General features: G+C 47.0%; 16 protein-coding genes and 1 riboswitch. Of the genes, 7 read left to right on the plus strand and 9 right to left on the minus strand.

Annotated elements, in window-relative coordinates:
* Positions 1-393 precede the first annotated feature (393 nt).
* Both BUR42_RS23545 and BUR42_RS23550 read left to right on the plus strand, forming a co-directional pair.
* The gene (locus BUR42_RS23545; protein WP_143197560.1) at positions 394-3,600 is read left to right on the plus strand and encodes a SusC/RagA family TonB-linked outer membrane protein; all 3,207 of its coding nucleotides are present in this window, start codon (positions 394-396) and stop codon (positions 3,598-3,600) included.
* An 11-nt stretch (positions 3,601-3,611) separates the two neighbouring features.
* Positions 3,612-5,195 carry a SusD/RagB family nutrient-binding outer membrane lipoprotein gene (locus BUR42_RS23550; protein ID WP_074242029.1) on the plus strand — a complete coding sequence of 528 codons (1,584 nt, stop codon included), beginning with the start codon at positions 3,612-3,614 and terminating at the stop codon, positions 5,193-5,195.
* Positions 5,196-5,239: 44 nt separating this feature from the next.
* On the opposite strand, the gene cobC is transcribed toward BUR42_RS23550, so the two are convergent.
* The 4 genes from cobC to BUR42_RS23570 are packed head-to-tail and all read right to left on the minus strand — an operon-like array spanning position 5,240 to position 9,340.
* Positions 5,240-5,800, minus strand: a complete 561-nt coding sequence (cobC, locus tag BUR42_RS23555; RefSeq protein WP_074242030.1) for an alpha-ribazole phosphatase family protein — start codon at positions 5,798-5,800, stop codon at positions 5,240-5,242.
* A gap of 26 nt (positions 5,801-5,826) precedes the next feature.
* Entirely contained in the window at positions 5,827-6,756 is a 930-nt protein-coding gene (locus BUR42_RS23560) for an ABC transporter substrate-binding protein (protein ID WP_074242031.1), read from the minus strand.
* 52 nt (positions 6,757-6,808) lie between these two features.
* A complete protein-coding gene (locus BUR42_RS23565; RefSeq protein ID WP_084185780.1) occupies positions 6,809-7,408 on the minus strand; it encodes a DUF6580 family putative transport protein in 600 nt (199 codons plus the stop codon).
* A gap of 21 nt (positions 7,409-7,429) precedes the next feature.
* Complete coding sequence (locus BUR42_RS23570) at positions 7,430-9,340, minus strand: TonB-dependent receptor plug domain-containing protein (protein WP_084185781.1); 1,911 nt, start codon at positions 9,338-9,340, stop codon at positions 7,430-7,432.
* A 98-nt stretch (positions 9,341-9,438) separates the two neighbouring features.
* Positions 9,439-9,667, minus strand: a riboswitch (cobalamin riboswitch).
* A 27-nt stretch (positions 9,668-9,694) separates the two neighbouring features.
* Between BUR42_RS23570 and BUR42_RS23575 the strand changes: the two genes are divergently transcribed.
* Both BUR42_RS23575 and BUR42_RS23580 read left to right on the plus strand, forming a co-directional pair.
* A complete protein-coding gene (locus BUR42_RS23575) occupies positions 9,695-11,026 on the plus strand; it encodes an APC family permease (RefSeq protein ID WP_074242032.1) in 1,332 nt (443 codons plus the stop codon).
* Between the two features lie 85 nt (positions 11,027-11,111).
* Positions 11,112-12,272: a trans-sulfuration enzyme family protein gene (locus BUR42_RS23580; protein ID WP_074242033.1), complete on the plus strand. Its 1,161-nt coding sequence runs from the start codon at positions 11,112-11,114 to the stop codon at positions 12,270-12,272.
* Positions 12,273-12,323: 51 nt separating this feature from the next.
* On the opposite strand, the gene BUR42_RS23585 is transcribed toward BUR42_RS23580, so the two are convergent.
* From BUR42_RS23585 to BUR42_RS23605, 5 genes are all read right to left on the minus strand, one after another.
* Positions 12,324-12,974 (minus strand): tetratricopeptide repeat protein, encoded by a 651-nt coding sequence (locus BUR42_RS23585; RefSeq protein WP_074242034.1) that lies wholly within the window; start codon positions 12,972-12,974, stop codon positions 12,324-12,326.
* Positions 12,975-13,070: 96 nt separating this feature from the next.
* Positions 13,071-13,571 (minus strand): lipocalin family protein, encoded by a 501-nt coding sequence (locus tag BUR42_RS23590; RefSeq protein WP_074242035.1) that lies wholly within the window; start codon positions 13,569-13,571, stop codon positions 13,071-13,073.
* A 123-nt stretch (positions 13,572-13,694) separates the two neighbouring features.
* Complete coding sequence (locus tag BUR42_RS23595) at positions 13,695-14,402, minus strand: hypothetical protein (RefSeq protein WP_074242036.1); 708 nt, start codon at positions 14,400-14,402, stop codon at positions 13,695-13,697.
* A 170-nt stretch (positions 14,403-14,572) separates the two neighbouring features.
* The gene (locus BUR42_RS23600; RefSeq protein WP_074242037.1) at positions 14,573-15,205 is read right to left on the minus strand and encodes a response regulator; all 633 of its coding nucleotides are present in this window, start codon (positions 15,203-15,205) and stop codon (positions 14,573-14,575) included.
* Positions 15,206-15,261: 56 nt separating this feature from the next.
* On the minus strand, positions 15,262-18,318 hold the full coding sequence (locus BUR42_RS23605; RefSeq protein WP_159442334.1) for a sensor histidine kinase: 3,057 nt from the start codon (positions 18,316-18,318) through the stop codon (positions 15,262-15,264).
* A gap of 490 nt (positions 18,319-18,808) precedes the next feature.
* Between BUR42_RS23605 and BUR42_RS23615 the strand changes: the two genes are divergently transcribed.
* From BUR42_RS23615 to BUR42_RS23625, 3 genes are all read left to right on the plus strand, one after another.
* Positions 18,809-19,396, plus strand: a complete 588-nt coding sequence (locus BUR42_RS23615; protein ID WP_074242040.1) for an RNA polymerase sigma factor — start codon at positions 18,809-18,811, stop codon at positions 19,394-19,396.
* 62 nt (positions 19,397-19,458) lie between these two features.
* Positions 19,459-20,334, plus strand: a complete 876-nt coding sequence (locus BUR42_RS23620; RefSeq protein WP_074242041.1) for a FecR family protein — start codon at positions 19,459-19,461, stop codon at positions 20,332-20,334.
* 120 nt (positions 20,335-20,454) lie between these two features.
* The gene (locus BUR42_RS23625; protein WP_200798356.1) at positions 20,455-23,970 is read left to right on the plus strand and encodes a SusC/RagA family TonB-linked outer membrane protein; all 3,516 of its coding nucleotides are present in this window, start codon (positions 20,455-20,457) and stop codon (positions 23,968-23,970) included.
* The last annotated feature ends 13 nt before the right edge of the window (positions 23,971-23,983 follow it).

Below are 23,983 nucleotides of genomic sequence, written 5' to 3' on the forward strand. Positions count from 1 at the left end.
ACAGAAATAGGTGCCAAACGAAGCGAGTAAGCACCAAACAATAAAGAAGATTCCAGAGGAATCCTGTAGCCGTTTCTTAAACATGACCGATTTTCAATGTTTAGTATTACAATAGCTGGCCGGTAGACATTGTTTAATATTTGTAAATTATGAAAATTCCTTAACTTACAAGGGATAAGCAGAAGTTTTTTTCTTGAAAATCCCATAAACCCTTTATTATGGCCGATTTTAATTTCTCCAAACGAAGATCGACAGTTTAGAATTAGTAAAAAACCGCCCCGTGTTAAGTAATTATTATTTTAATATTTCTATACTGTTAATTTAGTATTGCTTAACATTTAGGTCATATAGACTGAACAACTTTACATCGCTAAATCGCTTAATCCTACTACTATGCAACACAGTTTTCAACCTAACTTGCGGGCAGCATTCCTCATGCTGGCCCTGCTGCTCACTTGCACAGCCTCGTGGGCACAACAAATGATCTCCGGAAAGGTCCAGTCCGAAGATCTGCAACCGGTGCCCGGCGCCTCTGTGAAAGTAAAAGGTACCGGTACTGGTACGGTTACAGACGGACAGGGGGCCTTTTCTATCAAAGCTGCCAATGGCGCAGTACTCCAGGTTTCTTTCATTGGTTTCCTCAGCCAGGAGATCAAAGTGGACGGACAATCTTCTATTATCATCACCCTGCAAACAGACAAAAAGAATTTAGGCGAAGTAGTAGTAACAGCGCTCGGCATTAAAAAAGATAAAAAGGCCCTGGGGTATTCTGTGCAGGAAGTAAAGGGGGCAGACCTTATTAAAGCCCGCGAACCTAATCCTATCAATGGTTTGGTAGGTAAGGTAGCTGGTCTTACTGTAGGCGCTTCCCCGGAATTGCTCGCTTCTCCGCAACTCCTGCTGCGTGGTAGTAAGATCGGGTTGTTTGTAGTGGATGGTGTGCCCATCAACTCAGATACCTGGAACATTTCCCCGGATGACATTGAAAGTTATACCGTACTGAAAGGAGCTACCGCTTCTGCTTTGTACGGTTCCCGCGGTTTGAACGGCGCTATTATGATCACTACCAAAAGAGGCTCTAAAGATAAAAGGGGCTTTTCCGTAGAGTTTAATTCCAGCACTATGTTCGACAAAGGTTTCCTGGCAATTCCTAAAACACAGAATGATTACGGCCCTGGCGACCATGGTAAATATGCATTCAAAGATGGCCGTGGCGGCGGAACAAATGATGGGGACTATGATGTATGGGGCCCTAAGTTTGAAGGCCAGCCCATTCCGCAGTATGATAGTCCGGTTGACCCCGTTACAGGTGTGCGTACCCCTACTCCCTGGCTGGCACGCGGAAAGGATAACCTGAACAGGTTCCTGCAAACAGGTGTGCTCAGCACGAACAACCTTTCTGTTTCTGCAAGAGGAGAGAATTATGATCTGCGTTTCTCCCTTTCGCACTCCCAACAAAAAAGCATTATCCCCAACAGTAAATTAAGCATCACCAACTTTAATATCTCTGCGGGTTACGACCTGTCTAAGAGATTACGTTTAGATGGTTACCTGAATTATAACCGCCAGTACACACCCAATTTCCCGGATGTGGCCTACGGCCCCAACAGCCTTATCTATAACATCACTATCTGGACAGGTGCAGACTGGGATGTAGATGCCATGCGTAATTACTGGCAGCCCGGTAAAGAAGGTATCCAGTCCATCTTCGCAGAATACCAACGTTATACCAATCCCTGGTTCCAGGTAATGGAATGGAAGCGTGGCCACTATAAAACAGATATCAACGGGTATATGAAGCTGACTTACAAGATTTCTGACAACCTGGATGTGCTGGCCCGTTCACAGGTGACCTCCTATGATATGCTGCGGAATGAAAAATTGCCTTACTCTGCACACCCCTATGGAAGAGAAGCCGGTTTGGGCGATTACAGGGAAGATAAACGTTCCATGTTTGAGAACAACACAGATGTGCTGCTCACTTATCACGACGAGATTGCTAAAAACATCAGCCTGAAAGCTTCGGTTGGTGCTAACGCCCGTTCTTTCACCTATAATTCCAGCTTCACCACTACAGATTATCTGAACGTACCAGGCTGGTATGCATTTGCCAATACATTGAACCCGCTGAAGGCCAGCAACTTTAGATCAGACATGCTGGTATTGAGCGGATATGGTTATGCGGACCTTTCTTTCTCCAAATACGCTACTTTATCTTTAACCGGCCGTTATGATAAATTGTCTACGCTTCCCAAAGGCAATGATGTTTATTTCTATCCATCCGTTTCCCTTAGTACGGTGGTATCTGATTACGTGAAACTGCCTGAGTGGATAGATATGTTGAAGTTCAGAGGTTCTTATGCCAACGTAAAAGGTGGTTTGACGATGCCTACAATTGGAGCTACGCCACAGGCTACTTTCCCGCTGGGTTATGGTACAGAATACCAGTCCTCTTATGATGGCCCTTCTTTTGAAAACTCTGCCGGATACGATGTACGCCCTATATATGATTCCAAAGTAGGCGCCATCTATTCCAGGACAATTGCCAACCCTGACCTGAAACCTTTCTCCAGTACAGCTTATGAAACTGGGATGGACCTGCGTTTGTTCCGTAATCGTGTAGGTTTGGACGTTACTTATTTTGTTACGAAGGATGGCCCGCGCATCTATAATTTCCCGATCACAGATGCAACCGGTGCAGAAAAGTACCTGGTGAATGGTGTGGTAACCCGCAAGAAAGGCTGGGAATTATCCCTCACCGGTTCTCCACTGCGCAATACGAGTGGCTTGAACTGGGATGTGATGGTGAACTGGTCTGCTTTCAAAGAACGTTATGTGGATTTCTATCCTGGTGTAAATACACTGAACACTTTCTATAAAGCAGGAGACAGGGTAGATGGTATCTATGGGCAGGCTTTTGTAAGAACACCGGATGGCAAACTGATCAACGATGGCAGCGGCAGGCCTATCAAATCTCCCGTGAACCAGTTCCTGGGATACGCTAACCCTGACTGGGTATGGGCAGTGAACAATACATTCCGTTATAAGTCTTTTTCTTTCAACTTCCAGTTCGATGGCCGTGTAGGTGGCCGCATGAACAATTACATCCAGCAGCAAACCTTCCGTGGCGGCCGTCATATCAGTACGGTACAGGGTAAAATGGGAGAAGCGCGTTACCAGGATTATAAAGGTGTGAAATCATGGGTAGGAGATGGTGTGGTTATCAACAACGGCGCTGCTATTCAGTATGATAACGATGGTAAAGTGACCAACTACAAAGACCTGCAATACGCTCCCAACACCACCAAAACCTTCCTGCAAGACTATATCAGCTTCTACTACAATACCATGGAGGCGAACATGATCAGCAAAACGTTCATGAAACTGCGGGAAGTGGTGATCGGTTATACTGTACCACAAAGCATTCTGAGCCGGTCTTTCATCCGTCAGGCCAACATATCCCTGGTGGGCAGGAACCTGTTGTATTTCGCAAAATATAAAGATGTGGATATTGACCAGTATGCCGGCGACCAGAGTGGTTCCGGTCTGCAATCTCCCAGCACCCGCCGTTATGGGGTGAATCTCAATGTTACCTTCTAAATCATACTATCATGAAAGCGATCAAAATATTAGCCTTCGTTGCAGTACTTGGCCTTGGCGCTACAGGTTGCAGCAAGCAGTTCTCGGAATATGAAATGAATAACAACAAGCCGCTGCAAGTTCCTCCCGGCCTGGTGTTAACAGGGATCCTCAGCAGTGTGAACATCAATTCTCCCTGGAGTGATGTAATGCGCTGGAACCAGTTCGATGCCTGTAACTACAACTACTATGGTAACCAACGTTACGATTGGGGTGGGGCTAAATCCAACGATTACTATACCCTTGCCAATGTGCTGAAAATGGAATCAGAGGCCAAACGTTTGGGTGGTGCTACGGTGAACCCTTATGCAGCATTGGGTAAATTCTTTAAAGCATTCCTCTTTTACCGTATGACGGTAATGGTAGGTGATCTGCCCATGACGGAGGCTTTGAAAGGAAAAGATAACCTCTATCCTGTGTATGATGATCAGAAGGCGATCTTCCTCCAGGTACTGAAATGGCTGGATGAGGCCAACACCGATCTTACACAGCTCATCGTGAACCCGGATAAAAGTAATACCAGTGTAGGCCAGATCTTATCCAACGATTTCTACTTTGGCAATAACCTGGAAAACTGGCAGCGTACGGTGAATACTTTGCGTTTGCGTGTATTGATCAGCCTGAGTATGAAAACAGCAGATGCGGAATTGAAGGTGGGCCAGCAGTTTGCAGATGTAGTGAACAACCCCGCTAAGTATCCTTTGATGACGGGCATACAGCAGAACATGCAGTATACCTACAACAATATCAACAAGTATCCTATCAACCCGGATAACCTGGGTAACGATGCTACACGGTATAATATGTCTGCCACCTACCTGAACAAACTGGTGAGCCTGAACGACCCGCGTGCTTACATTACTGCGGAACCCGCCACACAGCAATTGAAGAACGGTAAAACACCTGCTGATATTACAGCGTATGTAGGTGCGCCTTCTGGCGAAAGCCTGGATGATATGTCGTCTAAAATGGCAGATGTGGTGAATGCGGCTTATTCGCTCAGAAGCAGGAGCCGTTATTATTCAGGGTATTCACCGGAGCCACAGGTGTATATCGGATATGCTGAAATGTGTTTCAACATCGCAGAAGCGATCAATCGTAACTGGATCACAGGGAATGCGGAAGACTGGTATAAGAAAGGTATCCGTGCATCATTGTCTTTCTACGGTATACCGGTTGATGTGCCGGGCAATGTGACCAAAGTGTATGCAGGCACTAACTATACTATCCCCTTCAATTTTGAAGGCGTGTATTATCAGCAGCCATCCGTTAAGTATGCAGGAAATAATGCTACCGGCCTGACGCAGATCTTAACGCAAAAGTACCTGGCGTTTTTCCAGGGTTCGGACTTTGAAGCTTACCTCAACTGGAGAAGAACAGGTGTGCCGGTTTTCAGTGTGGGTGCAGGGACTGGGAATAATGGGGTGATACCCATGCGGTTTAAGTATCCTGACAGTCATCGTGCTTCTAATGAAAAGAATTGGAAGGATGCAGTGCAGAAACAGTTTAATTCTGCGGTAGATGATATTAATGCGAAGATGTGGATGATAAAGTGATCTTAATCTTAAAAAGGCTGCTCTTCCCGGGGCGGCCTTTTTTATTACAAATTCAACCCTTTCACCTCAAACCCCTCCTCATTTACCCTCAAATGGGCCACCCGGCCATATTCTACCCTGATCCCATAAGAATCTTCCAGGGCCGTATTGGTGGCGTAAGCTAAAATGGAACGGATCACACCGCCGTGGGTAACGATAACGGTATCTTCTTCTGTTTTTAGTATTTCCTGGAAAGCGGCCACACTGCGTTCGTAGAGAGCGGCGTAACTTTCGCCATTGGGCATGGGGTTGTAGAGGTAATCTGCCATCCAGGTCTTGGGAGTGGTGATGGCAATGTCCGTCCAGGTTTGCATTTCCCAGTCACCGAAATTCACTTCGCGTAAACGTTCATCGGTTGCAAAGGGAGTGCCGAAAAGGAATTCGGCCAGTTTGCTGCATCGTTGCAGGGGGCTGGCGAAAACGGTAAAGTCTTTTGCCGGTAAGATGTTCTGCACACGGGCAGCCTCTGTATGAAAAGTGCTGGCCAGGTCCAGGTCTGTAAATCCGTAGCAGGTGCCGTAAATCACGTCAGGCGTAGTATGCCTTATTAAAAATATATCCCTCATTCCGGCGCAAAGATACTATAATTCTATTACGCATGCTGGAGGTCCAGTGTTCTGAACTTGTGTTGTAATTCAGCGGGAATGGGAAATATTTCAGGGTGGAAAAGATGAGAAAGCACGGTAATGCCATCTGTTAAGGTGCTGGCGCTGGGTTGGGTGAAGAGATCGTAATCGGCCAGGAATACATGGTTATTACGTACGGCTTGTAATTGGTCCCAACCGGGTACCTGGGTTACTAGATGTAATTCCTGCGCGGAACGTTCTGTGAGAAAACCACAGGGAGCTATCACCAGTACTTCGGGATCATAGCGGAGGATCTTTTCCCAGGGGGTAACGATGGAGTCGCCGGCGGGATTGGATAACATGTCTACCCCACCTGCATAAGCAACCTGGTAAGGGATCCAGTGGCCGCAGTTATACACAGGGGCCATCCATTCCATGATCATCACACGGCGTAAGGGAGCACGGTGTGCCCGTAAAGTATCTACCGTAAGGTCTAAACGTTCCTGCAAACGTGCGAGGTAACGGTAAGCGGCTTCTTCTTCTCCCAATGCTTTTCCTATGGTGATGGCACAATTGAAAACATCCTGTAGGTTATTGGGGCTGAGGCTCACCAGCTCGGGGAGTTTCGGTAATTTATAAACGGCCTGCTGCGTGCAATGTGTATCTATCTGGCATACTTCGCAAACATCCTGTGTAAAGATCACATCCGGCGCAATAACTCCCAGAACAGCATCATCCACATAATACAAACTCTTGCCCTGTGCTTTGGAGGCAGAAAAGATGCGGTCTATTTCCTCACTGCTGTAAGTATTTCCTTCCAGTACGTAGCGTACTACCCGTTGTTTTTCCGCCAGCGCAACCGGCGGGCATTCAAACGTAACGCCATGCAACAGGTGTTGCAGGCCCATATCATAGATCATTTGTGTTGCGGCGGGGAGGAAGGAGCAGGCGACCATGTTGGTAGTTTTATATAAAGGGGCCGGCTATGCAGCCAGCCCCTTTGTAAAATTATCTGGGAATAGACAGTGCTGGTATTTTGTTCTGCATCAACTCGAATAAACCGAAGAAGATAGCACTGAACACCAGGTTACTCAGTATGGTATTCTTTACTAACGGCAACCCTTGTATGTAACATTTCACAAGGCCTTGTGCATCTTTTGTGAAGGGAAGACCGGTTGTCATGTCAATATTATAGGCTGTGGTCCATGTACCAAAGTCAGCCAGCAACCAGAATACAATGGCGGCGACCACACTGGCAGCGACCACGCTGGTGATCCGCACTTTTTTGATGATGAGCTGCCCGGTTAATACCATGGCGGCAAAGCCCAGGTACGTCCAGATCCATCCTTCGTACAATATACCGGTGGCATATGCTTTATAGATGGTTTGGCTCATGATCACATCACCGAGGAAGAGGGTGAGCAGTGGGAACACATAACTTTTCCATTTGTCTGCAAAGTAAGCACCGCCAAATAAGGCCATGGCCCCTACAGGAGAAAAATTGGAGAAGGGCGTGATCTCACCTGCTGCGGTGATCCGCAGTACACCTGCTACTACGATGAATAACAGCAATACAAAAAAGCGGGGCTGTAAGTTTTTAATTGACATGACGGGTATAGTATTTAAATATTACAAACTGAATGATATTCCGGCCTGCATGTTAAAGCCCTGCACGGAGTATCCGTAAATTTCCCAATATTTTTTGTTATTGGTGATATTATTTGCATTAAAGAATAAACGGCCATTGTCAGAGAAGCGGTATTCTGCATACATATCCCAGATGGTATAAGCTTTCAGCTCAACATTCTGAGAAGGGTTTGGCCATGGTGGGAAGTACAGGTCGTTCCTGGTACCTACCTGGCGGATATTGGTGCTTACGAATACTTTCGGCAATACCTGGTAAGCAATGTTCAAACCACCACTGTGATTAGGACGGCGTACGAGGTTATTGTAGGTAGTATCTTTTGTACCGGCCCTGGTAGTTACCTGGCCTTCCACATAGGCGTAGAATACTTTAACATCCAGGCCTTTTGCAGGGTGTACGGCCAGTTCCACTTCTATTCCTTTATCGTTCTGTTTGTTAAAGTTCATGTACTTGTTACCGATATAGGCGATCACGTCTTTAATGTCGCGCTTGAAGCCTACTACGCGCAGGTCCAGTTTATCTTTTATGAGGAAGGTCTGGAAGCCGGCTTCATAGCTGGTAGCTTTTTCTGCTTTCAGGTTCTCATCTCCATAAGAAGCATACAGGGCAGTTAAAGTAGGTGCTTTGAACCCGGAAGAAACGTTCACGAACAGTTTCAGCTTATCTGCCACCAGGTAAGAAGGGTTGAGGCTGTAAGTGAAGTTATTGCCGAACTTGGAATGCAGGGTATAACGGCCGCCTGCTTCAAAGCTAAAGCCATGCAGGTTTTTGATGAACACAGACACATAAGGGCTGGTATTGAATTGTGTGCGTGCGCTGAATTTGTTGACAAGGAAATTAACGGTGTCTATCAGTTCTGCTTTACGATATTCAACTCCTGCCAGTACCTGGAACCATTCATTGATGCTATAGTGGCCATACACATCCGCGAAATAAGAACGGCCATCTAATGGAAGTACGCCCCACTGGCTTTCGTCTACCCGTGTTACTTTCTGGTAGCCGAAATTGGCGCGAACTTCTCCTTTACCGTTCAGGTCGTAGATACCACGGATGCCGGTATGGATAAGGTCTGATTTGTTGGTGTTCTTCAGGGCATCCACAAATGGGCCACCGTCGTAAGAGCTTTTGTAATCAGAGTATACGAAGAAGGGTTGCAGTTTCAGATGTTCTGTAGCCTGGATGCCCAGGTTCACCATTACTGCATTCTGTTTGTAACCATCCCTGTCGAATTGCGGATTGGTCACCGTATCGTGAGGGGCGGCTTCGGAGATACCATCTGTTTCAAAATGGGTGAAGCTCACGTTATAGTCAACGTTCTCCTGGTGCCCGCGAAGGCCAACTGTTCCTTTCAGGCTGCGGTTGCTGCCCCAGGTAAGGTTGCCGAAACCGCTGATGGGTTTTGCACCGCCTTTTTTAGTGATGATATTGATCACACCCGCAATGGCGTCTGCGCCATACAGGGTGGATTGTGTACCGCGCAGGATCTCTATCCTTTCGATGAGGTCTACCGGCATAAAACGAAGGTCGATAGCATTCCCGGTAAGGCCGGTAGCATCTGCAGCCGGGATACCATCTAAGAGGATAGTGGTATATTGAGAAGTGGCGCCACGGAAATACAGTTCTTTGTTTTTACCGGGGTTGGAACCTACACCGTTGATCACGATGCCGGCTTGTTCGTTCAGTACATCACTTACAGAGCGGCCGATGTTCCTTTCAATTTGTTCACGGCCAATAACAGTGAGCACCTTACCGGTTTCACTTTGTTTTTTGGCGAATTTGGTAGCAGTAACTACTACGGTGTTAAGTTGCGACACGCGCGAAGAATCCTGCGCGAAGCCTGCATGGCCCATTGCCAGCAAGGCAATTGCGATTGGTGTGTAGATGTTTTTTTTCATGTAATTGTTTTAATTACACGCATGGGAGATACTGAAAAGTATAGAAGCCATCTCGAACAGGCAATTACACCCTCCGCTTTTCACCCGAAAGCGCGGACTGATAAAATAGGTATACGGCAGGTCTTCTGGCTTTCCTGCTTCCCGGATTGACCTTCCCTCCCGTTACGGGAAGTGGTTGAAAGAGTCCGGAAAACATTCCTTATGGAGAAAGATAAGGATGCAGGATCACAGCTACGGGGATAGCTCCGGAATTGAACCGGATTCCCTATTAATGCCTGATAGAAGAAAGGTATCTTCTAAGGGGCAACCGTTTACCGGGGGCAAACCTACGATATTTTGTAATATCTTGTAGATATGAGTATTAAACCAAAGCTCGGCCCTTTTGACCTGACGATGATAGTGGTGGGATTAGTGATTGGCATGGGCATCTTCAAAACCCCTGTAAGCGTGGCCCGGGAAACCGGCACGCCTTCATTGTTCTATGCGGTATGGGCATTGGCAGGTCTTGTTTCCTTATGCGGGGCCCTTACTTATGCGGAGATCGGTTCCCGTTATCCTGTTGCGGGAGGCTTTTATAAAGTATGCTCCTATGGTTATCATCCTGCTTATTCTTTTATGATCAACTGGACGCTGGTTATATCCAATGCCGCTTCCATTGCAGCCGTTTGTATTGTGGGGGCGGAATACATCGGGCCGGTACTTTTACCGGAAGCCGTTCAGCATGAAGGAGGGCGGAAAGCCATTGCCATAGGAGCTGTGCTGTTCCTGTATGTGATCAATATGATGGGCATCCGTATGAGTGCCAATTGGCAGAATATCCTTACAGTGGTGAAGATCGGGATGGTATTACTGCTTTGCTTAACCGTGTTTAGCAATCATGTGGCTCCGCCCGCTACGGTTACCACTACTGCCAGTCATGGCTGGTTCTACATCTTCGGCGCTGCGCTGGTACCCGTATTCTTTACCTATGGCGGTTACCAGCAAACCATTAACTTTGGAAGTGATGTGCGGGAGCCGGCCAAAAATACGCCCAGGGCCATTTTCATTGGTATCAGCATTATCCTTTTCTTATACCTGACGGTGAACTATGCTTATGTGAAGGTGATCGGCTTTGAGCAGCTGAAAACAACAGATGCCCTGGCTGCCCGCATGGCGGAGGTGTTTTTTGGAGAGAACGGATTTAAGATCACCTCTATTTTATTGTTCTTATCCGTGCTGGGGTATTCTAATGTGAACCTCATTTCCAATCCCCGCATGTATTACGCTATGGCGGAAGACGGGGTATTACCTTCGATCTTTAAAAGGGTGAACAGCAAAACGCAGGTGCAGGAAGTGGCCCTTACCACCTTTACGGTAATGATCATAGGACTGTTGTATTTCCTGAGCAATTTTGATAAGATCATCCAGTACGTAATGCTGTTTGATTCCATCGGCCTGGCCTCTGCGGCAGCCACTATATTTATCCTGAGGAAGAAAACGGTGCACCTGGACAATACAGGTATCTATAAAATGCGTTTATACCCCTGGCTGCCCATATTTTTTATCGGCACCTATCTCTTTGTAACAGTCAATATCTTTATAAGCGACTGGCAGCAGGCCCTTAGTGGAATGTTCTGGTTCGTAGCGGGCCTGCCGATCTACTTTTTTATGAAAAGGGCCGTACGCCGGACCGTCACAGAAAAGTGAAGTTTTAAGACATACATCTGCCTTTGCAGTGATAGTTATGTACTTTGCGTCTTTTTTGGATAGTGCAAAGGGAATACAACCGACTATGGATCTATCGTTTATTATCAATGAATTGGGGGAAGACAGAGAGCAATATTTCAATGCCATTGCTCCTCCAATTATGCAAAGCAGCAATTTTGCGTTCGAGACAGTCGCAGCTATGAGAGACCTGCTGCTGGATGAGTACAAGGGTTTCCTGTACTCCCGGGGGCATAATCCAACCATTGACATCCTTCGGCAGAAACTGGCTGCATTGGATGGAGCAGAAGATGCGCTTGTATTTGGAAGCGGCGCCGCAGCTATTTTTACGGGGGTACTTTCTGTTGTACAACAGGGAGACCATGTGATCTGTGTACGGGACCCTTACAATTGGGCCCGGCAACTGTTTGAGATCATCCTGCCGAAATTTGGGGTGGAAACCACTTTTGTGGACGGAACCGATATCGCCAATTTTGAAAAGGCGCTCCGGCCCAATACCCGTCTCATTTACCTGGAATCTCCCAACTCCTTTACATTTGAGTTACAGGATATAAAGGCCGTAGCCCAATTGGCCCGCAGCCGGAATATCACCACCATGATAGATAATAGTTACTGTACACCCTTGTACCAGCAACCACATCTGATGGGGATAGACCTCTGCCTGCAATCTGCTACCAAGTTCATCAGTGGCCATAGTGATACCATGGCGGGGGTACTTACCGGTTCCCAGGAAAAGATCCGGCGGATCTTTGTATCTGAATACCTGAATATCGGCAGCGGTATTGCCCCTTTTAATGCCTGGCTTTTACTGAGAGGATTGCGTACCCTGGAGATCAGGCTGCAACGCAGTGCGGATAGTACCCGGCAGGTATTGGCATGGCTGAAGGAACATCCCCTGATCCATAAGGTGTTCTTTCCTTTGGACCCGGATTTTCCACAATTTGAACTGGCTAACAGCCAGATGAAAGGGGCAGCGGGATTGCTGACCATTCAATTGAAAGTGGAACGCCGGGAGCAGGTGGAACTGTTCTGTAATTCCCTGAAACATTTTCTCATGGCTGTTTCCTGGGGAGGGCATGAGTCTCTGGCATTTCCGGCCTGTGCTTCGCTGGAGGCGGATAGTTTTGATCCCGGGGAGCCTAAACATAAGATGGTGCGGTTGTATATAGGACTGGAAGACCCCGCTTACCTGATCAAAGACCTGGAGCAGGCTTTAAGTAAGATCTAAATAAAAAAGCCGGTAAGTGTTGCTTACCGGCTTTTTTATGATGCAGTAGGATCAACCAGGCATCCGGCTGATATATTTATCCATTTCTTTAATCTGACTTTTGATCTGCTCGGTAGTAGGTTTCTGCTCTTTTGCACGGCGGAAATACTCCTTGGCTGCTTTAAAATCCCGGCGGCTCATGGAAATAGAGCAGAGCTGCAATAAAGCGGCGGCGGTATTTTCTTTGTCTGGCAGGCCCAGCTTAAGGGCTTTACGCAGGTTTTCGCTGGCTGTTTTAGTATCGTTCTTCTGAGAAGCGATGATGCCCAGTTGGAAATACTGCATGCCTTCATGTTCCCTGGTAGGACTGCCGGACTTGATACTGGCCCTTACGGCGGATTCCGCTTTGTCCAGGTCTTCATTTTGCATAGCCAGGTTACTTTGCATCAGGTAATACCCGGAACGGATGGGTTTGTACAGCAGTTTCGGGAACTGGATGCTGTTCAGGATGCGCATGGCCCCATCCACATCTCCTGCTTCCACAGCTTCCTGCACCAGGCGCATAGGCCCGAACAGGAAATGCGTAACGATACATACAACGGCTATTACCAATACAATAGCAGCTTCCCACCAGCCAAAAGCAAGGCCCAGCGCAATACCCCCTATTAAAAGCAGGATGCCCAGGGGTAAACGATATTTGATAAAAATATTAAATGCTTTCATAATTCTTTCAACGAGGGGCAAAGATACAATAACTAAAAAGGAAAAAGCAGGACAAAATTGCCCTGCTTTTTCCTTTTTAAGCCGGTTTCCCGTTAATTATTTCCTTGTAAAAGAATATACGATATAAGCGGTTTTGCCTTCGTATGTAACCGGTGCGCGCCATACCATGGAGGTATTATTAACAGAAGTTAATTCCACGCGGTACCCGTCTGAGATGTTCTTGGCTTTTACCCCTTCCAGCAATTCCTTGAACTGGATCATCACCACGCCGCCCTGGTTGAGGGTAGACCATACAATGTTCTGGGAAACAGGGGTACAGCCATCCGCAGAAGAAGTGGTGGAGTAACTGCCGTATTTATTGGATGGCAGGTTCCAGTCACTGCCTTCCAGGCATTTGGGTGGAATATTGGAAAAAACAGTGGTCACCTTCGCTGTGGAGGGCAAACCGTCATAACTTACATTGTTCAGCGTCCATTTCCCTTTTGCATCTTTGCCCATACTGGCGGCAGTTGGGGTACCCTGTTGTGTTGCACAGGCACTCAGCAGCAGGGAGGCTGCTCCAAATACTGTAAAGAAGCGGATCAATTGCTTTGTCATTTTTTAGGATGTTTTGATGCATAGGTAACAAAAAACCGGCCAAAAGTGTTGTAAAAAAAATAGGGGCACACGCGTGGTGTGCCCTTTTGGCTTTTTTGGGGCTACGAACAAATGATTTTGGGGCTAATTACTATATGAATAAAAAACAGTGGACCTGGCCAATACGTTATTATCCGGGTTGCGGGAAGTGCTTTCTTTTTTTATGGGATAGCCTTTTGCATCGTATTCATATCTATTTTCCGTGGTCCATTCAATATTTCCCCATCCATCATAATGAATTTCTTTTTCAACACACCTTGGCATTGCCTGTTTGCGCTGTATGATGGCCTGTAAAGGATCAGGGTGATCACTGTAACGGACATACTCGATTGTTCCCTGGAGGTCCGGGCCTACGTAGGTACTTATCTTATGAACATTCCCTTTTGCATCATAGTCGTACATTCTTTCCTGCTCTAATTTCCATTGACCATTTTCCAGGTGCCAGGTTTGTTCCTGATCCAGTTTGCCATTCCGGTAGGTGTAGGTTACATAGTTGGTTACACCATTGGTGGCATCGCTGATCTCCATTTTTTTGAGGGTATCCCCTGCATAGAAGTATTCAGAGAACTCTGCATTGTAATGACTTATTTTATGCAGGCGCTTGTTCTTATATGTATAATCCTGGTAAGCGGTATCGCCATAACCACGGTAATAGAAAAATTTGATCACCTGGCCTTGGGCATCATATTGGAATTTATCCACCCTGCTGTTATCCGCTGCCGCCACTCTTAGCAATAACCGCTGGTTAGCTGACTGTAAGGGTTTTGGGTCCTTCCTGCAAGAAATGATCATGGCGACGCATAGCACTGCCCTAAGGGGTTTGTTAAAAAGCATGTCTTTCAATTTCCGTTGTTACAAAATTGCAACAGTTGGAAGTAGCATACAATCACATATCGATGTGGTTTACAACGAACGTGTGAGGATGAGTGGTTGGAACTAGATGAGATATTTAAAGTTTGTTCTTACACCAGTTTGTCTCTAAACGCTTTAGCTACCGCTTCGGACTTTGAGTTAACATGTAATTTCTCGTAGATCTTTTTAATGTGTGAGCGTACGGTATCAATAGAAATAAAGATCTCTCCCGCGATCATTTTATAACTATAACCATTCACCAGTAATTGCAGCACTTCTTTTTCGCGCTCTGAAAGATGATAGGTGTCATTCTTATCAGAAGGCTGGCGGGCAAAGAGGTGTAATACCTGCCGGGCTATAGAAGAGGTCATGGGGGCACCGCCTTCATATACTTCGTGTATGTATTCCAGTAATTTATCGGGAGAGGTTTTTTTCAGGAGGTATCCGTCTGCACCGGCTTTGATAGCATCAAAAACATGCTGGTTATCATCAAACACCGTGAGCATGAGAATGGGAAGGTCCGGGTATTGGGAACGAATGATCCGCAGGCCCTGGATGCCATTGGTGCCCGGCATATCGATATCCATTAATATTACGTCTGGAAGCAGCTCTTGTGTTTGTTGCAGAATATGGTCGCAGTTCTTGAATGCGCCGCATACTATAAAATCGTTTGCTCCGTCGATCAGTAATGTTAAGTTCTCTCGCAGTTTGGTGTTATCCTCATATAACACAATTCGAATCATGGTAATGGAATGTTAGGTAAAGGTAACATGCCTGTTCGGTTCTGCCAACCACATGCTTATGTGGTTGGGAACATAAGCGTGATCACGGTGCCTTTTCCGGGTTGTGACTGGATATTAAGATGGCCTTTCATACGTTGCGCTCTGCGCTGCATATTCATCAATCCATCTCCTTCATTTGCATCATTCACATCAAAGCCTACGCCGTTATCCTGCACACGTAGTACCAGTTTGCCTTTGCGTAACTGAATGCGGATGTCTGCAAAGGTACATTGGGCATATTTGGCAATATTGGTGATGGCTTCTTTATAGATCATGAAGAAGTCGTGGCGGCTTTCCAGTTGTAACCTGCGGTTGAAGATCTTATCATCGATGGAGAACGTGAATGTGATCTGCCGGCCTTCCAGTACACCTGTTGTGAATTCGCGCATCCTGGCAATCACTCTTTGCAGGTTATCGTTCATGGGGTTGATGCTCCAAACAATATCGTCCATGCTTTCCATCATACGGGTGGTGCTGTCGCCGATCTTCACCAGGAATTCCTGTGTTTTGCTGAGGTCTTCCAGGGCCGCATTCCTCCTGGCCATGGCGCTCATGATATTGATGGAGGTGAGCGTGGAACCCATATCATCATGCAGGTCCCTTGCAATACGGCGCCGTACTTTTTCGGTGGACATGATACGGTTTACCCGGATGCGGTGAATGAGATAAATGATACCCCCGATGAGTAAAATGATCAGGCCGTAAAACCACCCTTTCTGCCAGATGGGAGAAGCCAGTACAATACGGATGGAAGTGATGTGCTGGCTTTGCATACCTTCCCCGTTCTCACAATATACCTGGAAGGTATAAGTGCCGGGAGCAAGATTGGTATAGGTTACATACCTGCGGTTACCTGCTTTGATCCAGCCATTGTCTATCCCTTCTAAACGGTAAGAATAACTGAGGTTATCCTGTTCGAGGTACGCGAGGGAAATATAACCAATGGTGAAGTTACAGTCCTGGTACCGCAGTCTTATTTCGGGATCTGCGTTCTCCATCATCGGCTGATAGGGCGTTACCAGGTCCCCATCTGTTTTAAAATAATGGATGCGCACATCAGGAGGAGGAACAGGGTCTTGCAGGCTATCCGGTTGAAAGAAGATAATGTTTTTGGTGCTGCCTAAAACAATGCGGCCATCCCGCAGTTTGTAACTGGCGGGAGATTCAAAGGTCTCATCTGCAATGCCGTATTTCCTGCCGTAGTGTACTACTTTTCGTTTGGTGAGATGGGCCTTGCCTGCGCTGAAATTAGTGGTGAACAGGATGTTCTGATCATTGAGAGGTTGCACATTTGTAATGGCGCCAACGGGTAATCCATCTTCCTGTGTAATAGCGGAGAGTACTTTATCTTTTTTAGTATCCAGCAAAACAATGCCGCCTGCGGCGATCAGGAGCTTGTGATCGCTGATGGGGAAGATATTGCGGATATCGCTGGCGGGTAAGAGATGTGTGCGTTCATCTGCCGCATAACGTTGCACTACATGGCCCGCGGTATCCATTTTCAACAGGCCATTGTACATGGTACCTACCCAGATGAAATTGTCCTCGTCTGCATAAATATCCTGGATATGGTTCCAGAGATAACGGCCCTGCGTATAAAAGCTATCTGTGAAAGTGCGGATGTTGTTATGTTGATAATCCCATTTTGCTACAATACCTCTTTGTGTTCCCAGCCATACCTTTCCCTGTTTGTCCAGCGTCATGCAACGGATGGAGCGGTTATCCAGTTCCTTCATTACACGGTATTCCACTTTCCATGTTTGGGGATCTACGATCCATAGATTAGCATGTTGTGCGCCGATCAGTACTTTTCCATCCGGCAGCGGCAATATGCAAAAGGCCATGTTGATGGTAGTATTGGAGGGATGGAACAGGCGCTTTTTTAATTGGGTGATGGAGCTGTCGAATACCAGCACGCCATATCCCCAGCTGCTGACCCATACATCTCCGTTAGGATGTTGCCAGATATCTGTGGCTTCCAGCAAAGGGGGCGAGTGTTTATAACTATCCGGCCAGTAGATCACCGTGTGGAATTGCTGTTTGGCATAATTGAAGATGAACAGGCCATTGCTGGTGCCTATCCAGAGGTTCTGCATATTGTCTTCTGCGAGGGTGAACATTTCTGAATAGTCCAGGCCGTTGCGGGCGAACTGGTTGCGTTCGAATATTTCCAGTTGCCGGCCATCCGGGCTGAATCGTAATAAGCGGTCTCCTGCCGACCAGATATTTCCCCGGCTATCTTCTGCCAGCTGGGACATGTGACCCTGGTCTTTATGCTGTTCCGCTAACGTACCGGTTTGCAGATCATAATGATAGAAGCGGGGCCTTTCTGCATTCCGGGGCCAGGTATTAATGAACAGGCCACGTTTTGAACTGCCGAATAAGCGGGCAACATTTACCTGGAGGGCTGGGATATTCAGGAGCGGAATGTTACGGGGATTGTTCTGTGGGGTATAACAGATCTTCTGTGCATAGTCCAGCATACAGACGCCGATATTGGTACCCAGCCAATAGTTATGCGTAGCGGGATCTTCTGCTACGTTAACGATATTGAAACCCGTGGGGGCAAAGAATTTAGAGAAGGGTACAAAGGCCAGTGTTTTTTCTTCATACAAAAAAGTACCGTGGTCCGTTGTGCAGAGCCAGGTATTACCGCGGCTGTCTATAAAGAACTGGGTGGCCTGGAAGTTCTTTTCAATATGCTGGTGCAGCACCAGTATTTTGCGTGCCTTGCCTGTTACATAATTATAGGTGACTATGCAGGAGTTATAAGCGATCCAGAGGGTATTATCCTTTCCTTCCAGGATGCGCTGCACCTTTTCGTGATAGATATCCGGTATGCCATCAAAGGGGAAGTATTCAAATTGTTTGCCATCATAGCGCTGAAGCCCTCCTTCCGTACCTATCCACATAAAACCTTTGGTGTCCTGGAAAATGGCCGTCACATAATTGCTGCGCAAGCCGTCTTCCACATTGAGGCGGGAGAAGAGATAAGATTGGGATTGGGGCTTTGCAGCCAGTTGAAAAAGCAGGAACAATACAGTGAGTAGCAGCTGCCTTTCCTTGCGGATCATGTACATAGATTAATGCTCTGCTCAAAAATAATTGCTTAATTCCATTAATTCAGCAATTGAGGCATTAAAAAAGACATTTCACATCTTTATGTGGTTGGCTTTAGATCAAAGCCTTCTACCTTTGCTGCAAGGAAACTAATTGCGAAGTAAACAACCCCGGAGTAAGCCCCAAATTGCCTGGTCCGATAAATAGCAATACCCGTGCATGCTGCCGCCAGCATGGTAATGGCGTACACGCTATGTTTACTGAAACTGAGATTTTTTAGATTGACAAACCTCCCCGCTACACGCAAGCGGAGGTGCGGATGCAGGGCACTTTTTTTCCGTGTTCTGCTTCCCGCATCATATAAAAACGCCTTATAGGAATATGCTGCTAATATAACGGGCGCAAGCTTCAGCTTGTGCCTTTTCCTTTTTATTTCGGTGAGATTCGTTATTTTACATGAAGTGACAGCGATTCCACATTCCAATAAAAGACCCAAGCTCACCCATGCCGGATGCCTATGAACAGGGTGAAGATCTGACCGGTCCCTGGCAACTTGTACTCCAGGGAGATGCAAGAGCATATGCGGGCATCCATGGTCGGTTACATCCGGTATTATACCGGTATGCACTCGCCATGCTTGGTAATGAAGATGTTGCACAGGATGCGGTGCAGGAAGTGTTCATTCGTATATGGTATAAAAAAGAAACCATTGGCCTGCTACAGAACGTGCGGGCTTTTTTCTTCACCGCCCTCCGGCGCCAGGCACTCAATCAGTTACGTGGTTTGCGTTCCCTTCAGATCTTACCCCCCAGCGAGCCCGACATTGCATTTTCGCCGGAAGACATCCTGATAGAACAGGAGCATGAAGCAGAACGGCAGTCGAAGATCAGCCAGTACCTCAATCAGTTACCCCCGCGGCAGAAAGAAGTGATCTACTTACGCTTTTATGAAGAGCTTCCTTATACAGAGATCGCGGAGATCATGAAAGTGAATTACCAGTCCGTGATCAATTTAGCCCATAAGGCCCTTACCCAACTCAGGGGAATGATGGGGCATATCCCTTTGTGGTGGCTGTTCTTGTATTTTTTTTGAAAAAAGTTACCTAAAAAGGAGTATCCCGGTACCTGTTTGCGTGTCTTCTAATAAAACACGCTATGGAAGATCCATCCGTACCGCAAGATCCAGGCAGTTCTCCTATTCGCTTCCGGCGTAAAGCAGTACCGGAAGAAAAAACAAAAGAAAGCTGGCAGCAGATTGAAACGGCTATTTCCCGGAAAAGGTCCGGGATGGTGAGGCGTATTGTTATAAGGGCCCTGGCGGCGGCAGTATTGTTGCCATTAATGGGGTATGCAGCCTATAATATCTATTGTACGATCGTATCCAATAGCACCAGGAGTTATCATACTGCCTACGGGGAGATCAAACAAGTGGTACTTCCGGATAGCTCGATCGTCTACCTTAATGCGAACTCCACACTGCGTATACCCATGGAGTGGGACCCTGCGGAAAGCCGTAGTGTATGGCTGGATGGAGAGGCTTATTTTGAGATCACCAAAAAGCCCGGTGCGGGGAATGCACAGTTCATTGTACATACAGCGGAAATTGACGTAGCGGTATTGGGTACAAAGTTCAATGTGAATATGTTAGGAGCGCGTACCACCGTTTCCCTGAAAGAAGGAAAGGTACAGCTGACAGCCAGCGATAAGGTGTTTATGATGAAACCGGGAGATGAAGTGCAGGTAGAAAAACATCAATCGAAGCTCCGGGAAGCAGTGAATACAGAGTTGATAGCAGACTGGCGTAATCACCGTTATCATTTTGAAAATACTTCTATTGCAGAGATATCATCCATCATCTTAACAAAATTTGGCTATGAAGTGGTGATCTTAAACGACGAGATCAACCACAAAAAGATCAGCGGGGATCTTTATGCAGAAGATATCACGCAACTTTCGCGGGCACTGTCCATCACTATGAACATCCAAATTGATACAAAGGACAACCAGCTGGTATTTAAGAATAAAGAGTAACCTAACAATAATTTAAAAACAGCCTCTAAATCGGGTATTACTGACAGCTTGTAATAAAGACTGAAGGCCCAAAGTGTATCTACCAAAATCGTTTACCCACAACAACTAACATTCCATATTATGAAAGCTAAACTATTGTTGCGAAGCGCCTTACTGGTTGCGGTATCAACAGCCACTTCGAGCTGGGCTGTAGCAGGCCCCTGGCAGGAACTGGCTGTTATCCGCCAACCGGAATTCTGGCAGCAACCCACGTCTGAAAAAGCCAGGGAGAAAACACTGGTACAGTTACTAAAAGAGATCCACAAGGAGTACAAGATTGATTTGCTGTATGAAGCAAAAAAGTTACCCAATGTAAAAGTGAATTTTTCCACGGAAGGATTCAGCAATGTAGAGGAAATGCTCAAAGCCCTGCTAACGCCGCATGGTTTGCAGGCCCAATCTGTTCAGCCCAATACCTGGGCCATCGTTCCGTTACCGGAAGATAAAGCTCCCCGCCCAAAGTCATCCGGCCCCGCAAAGCAGGACACTAACGGCAATGAGTCAACGAACACCATGCCCATGATGAAACTCAATGGCGCTTCTGCCATGATGATCAGCGGGGTAGCAGCAGACACAGTACGTAAAGTGAAAGTAACCGGCCGCATTACAGATGGAGAGAATGGAACACCTTTACCCGGTGTATCTGTTCAGATCAAAGGGGAAACGCGGGGCGCCCAGGCTGATGGAGAGGGTAAATATTCACTGGATGTTTCCACAGGTAAAACACTGGTATTTTCCCTGCTGGGTTATGAAGGAAAAGAAGTGACCGTTACCGGCGACCGTTCCATTGATGTAACCCTGGATGTAAGCAACCGCGCATTGAATGAAGTAGTGGTAGTGGGTTACGGTACACAACGCAAAAGCCTGGTGACCGGTGCCATCTCTTCTGTGAGAGCCGCAGATATTGCTTCCGTTTCTTCCAGCAGGATTGAACAGGCATTACAGGGACGTACAGCAGGTGTGACCGTATTACCGGTTTCCGGTTCTCCCGGCAGCGGCATGCGCGTACGGATCCGTGGTACAGGTTCCAACGGTTCTTCAGAACCCTTGTATATTATTGATGGTATGCGTGCCGGTGGCATTGAATACCTCGATCCTTCTGAAATATCCTCCATGGAGGTTTTGAAGGACGCAGCTTCCGCAGCGATCTATGGAGCGGAAGGAGCAAACGGTGTAGTGATCATTACCACAAAATCAGGACCAAAAGATGGTTCCACCAGGGTTGATTACAGCATGCAGTACGGCCGGCAATCCATTAAGAACCCGATGAAGATGATGAACGCAGAGCAATACACCCAGTACGTTAAAGATGCCGGAACACCCGGCACCATTCCTGATCCGGCAGCCTGGAAAGGGAAACAAGGTACGGAGTGGTTTGAAGAAATAGCACAAACAGCTCCGCTGCAAAGGCATGCACTCACCGTCAGCGGAGGCTCCGAAAAATCCTCTTACCTCATTGGCGGAACGCTGTTCCGGCAGGATGGTGTAATTGGTGGTGACCGTGCACGTTTTGATCGTTACACCGTAAGGATCAATACAGACCACAAGGTAAAACCCTGGTTAACCATCGGTAACCGTCTTTCCTATTCCTACCATAAAAGAAATGGTGTAACGGAAGATGATGAATTCGGCGCCGTGATCAGTAATGCCATTCTGTTAGATCCCCTGATGCCGACTGTATATACAGGGCCATTAAGTACAAGGGCACAGAATGCATTGAACGGCGGTTTCAACCTGGTGAAAGATCCGAATGGCCGTTATTATGGAGTGTCTGATTACGTGTTTGGCGAAGCAGGCAACCCCCTGGCACAAATGGCGATCACCCGGAACGCTACTGCACAGCATAAAATAGTGGGTAGCTTATATGTAGATGCAGAACTGCTGAAAGGATTAAAAGCAACTTCCCGCTTTGGACTGGATGCTGCATTCCTGCGCAACCATGGCTGGAACCCCACGTTCTGGTTCTCTGCGGAAAGGATGAACACCGTAGCCGGTTCCTTTGACAAGAATGAAAACTGGTATAACTGGCAGTGGGAAAATTATCTTACCTATAACAAAAAAGTGGGCCAGCACGATTTCACGGTGATGGCAGGCATGAGTTCCCTCAAACGTGGGTACGATCGCCTGGAAGGTACTGCCTCCGGGATGTTCAAGGAAAGAGACAATTTCAGCTATCCTGATTTTATGCCGGACGACCAGGACCGTATTGCCGGTACACAAACCTCTACCACCATGGTTTCTTACTATGGCCGTTTGCTGTACGACTACAAAGGCAAATATCTTTTCAATGCTACCCTCAGAAGAGATGGTTCTTCTCTTTTACCACCTGAGAATACATGGGGCACTTTCCCTTCCCTCTCTGCAGGATGGATTGTTTCCAATGAAGCTTTCTTCCCAAATATCCCGCTTAACTACCTGAAATTGAGGGCCAGCTGGGGCAGGAATGGCAGTATCGCCAATATCAATATCGGCGACTGGCAGGCACTCATCACTACACAGAATATCAGTTACCCGGATGTGAATGATAATTTCTTTGTAGGAGCGGAACCCGCTAACCTGGAGAACAGGCACCTGAAATGGGAAGCCAGTGAACAGTTTGATGTGGGAGCAGATATGGGCTTCTTTGATAACCGCCTGAGCTTTACCGTCGATTATTATAATAAGATAACAAGAGGTTTGTTAACTCCCGGCAGTGCTCCCAATGTAGTAGGTAACGTGCTCCGCATTGTGAATGGCGGCACGGTTTCCAATAAGGGTATTGAACTGGAACTGAGTTACCGCAACGATCAGAAACATGCGTTCACCTATGAGATCGGCGCTAACATGACGACGATCAAAAATGAGGTGACCAGCTCCAATGAATTCGTGGACCGTATTGCAGGATCTGGTGTTGGTGTGGGTTGGACGGCCTCCTGGTTTGAAAAGGGATTACCGATCTGGTATTTCCGCGGGTATAAAACAGCCGGCATTTTCCAGAACCAGAAACAGGTGGATGATTATCTCGCAAAGACCACCATGACCGTAAATCCTAAACCCGGCGATCCTATCATCGTAGATACGGATGGTGATGGCGTGATCTCTAACAGCGATCATACCAATATCGGTAGCCCGCATCCGGATGTGATCTTTGGCGGCCGTGTAAATCTAGCCTTCAAAGGATTTGACCTGCTGGTATTTGTGCAGGGCCAGATCGGCAATGAAGTGCTGATGGGCTTCAACCGGGTAGACAGGCCAACCGGTAACCGTCCTGCCTTCTTCTATACAGATCGCTGGACAGGTGAGGGTAGTACCAATACCTGGTTTGCGCCTAATACCAGCAGCGAGTTTGTATATAACAGCGACCTCATGTTATTCGATGGTTCGTATACCCGCATCCGCCAGTTACAGATAGGGTATACTTTGCCGGCGTCTTTACTGAAACGCGCGAAGATCCGCAATGCCAGGATCTATGCCTCGCTGGATAATTACTTCACTTTCACCAGATACAAAGGAATGGATCCTGAAGCGGGTAGTGAGGATAATAACAGCTTAGGGATAGACAGAGGGGTATATCCTATTCCCCGTACCGCATTGGTGGGCCTTTCATTTAGTTTCTAACCAGCAAACCCAG

It is taken from the genome of Chitinophaga niabensis (assembly GCF_900129465.1).
In the GTDB taxonomy this organism is placed as follows: Bacteria; Bacteroidota; Bacteroidia; order Chitinophagales; family Chitinophagaceae; genus Chitinophaga; species Chitinophaga niabensis.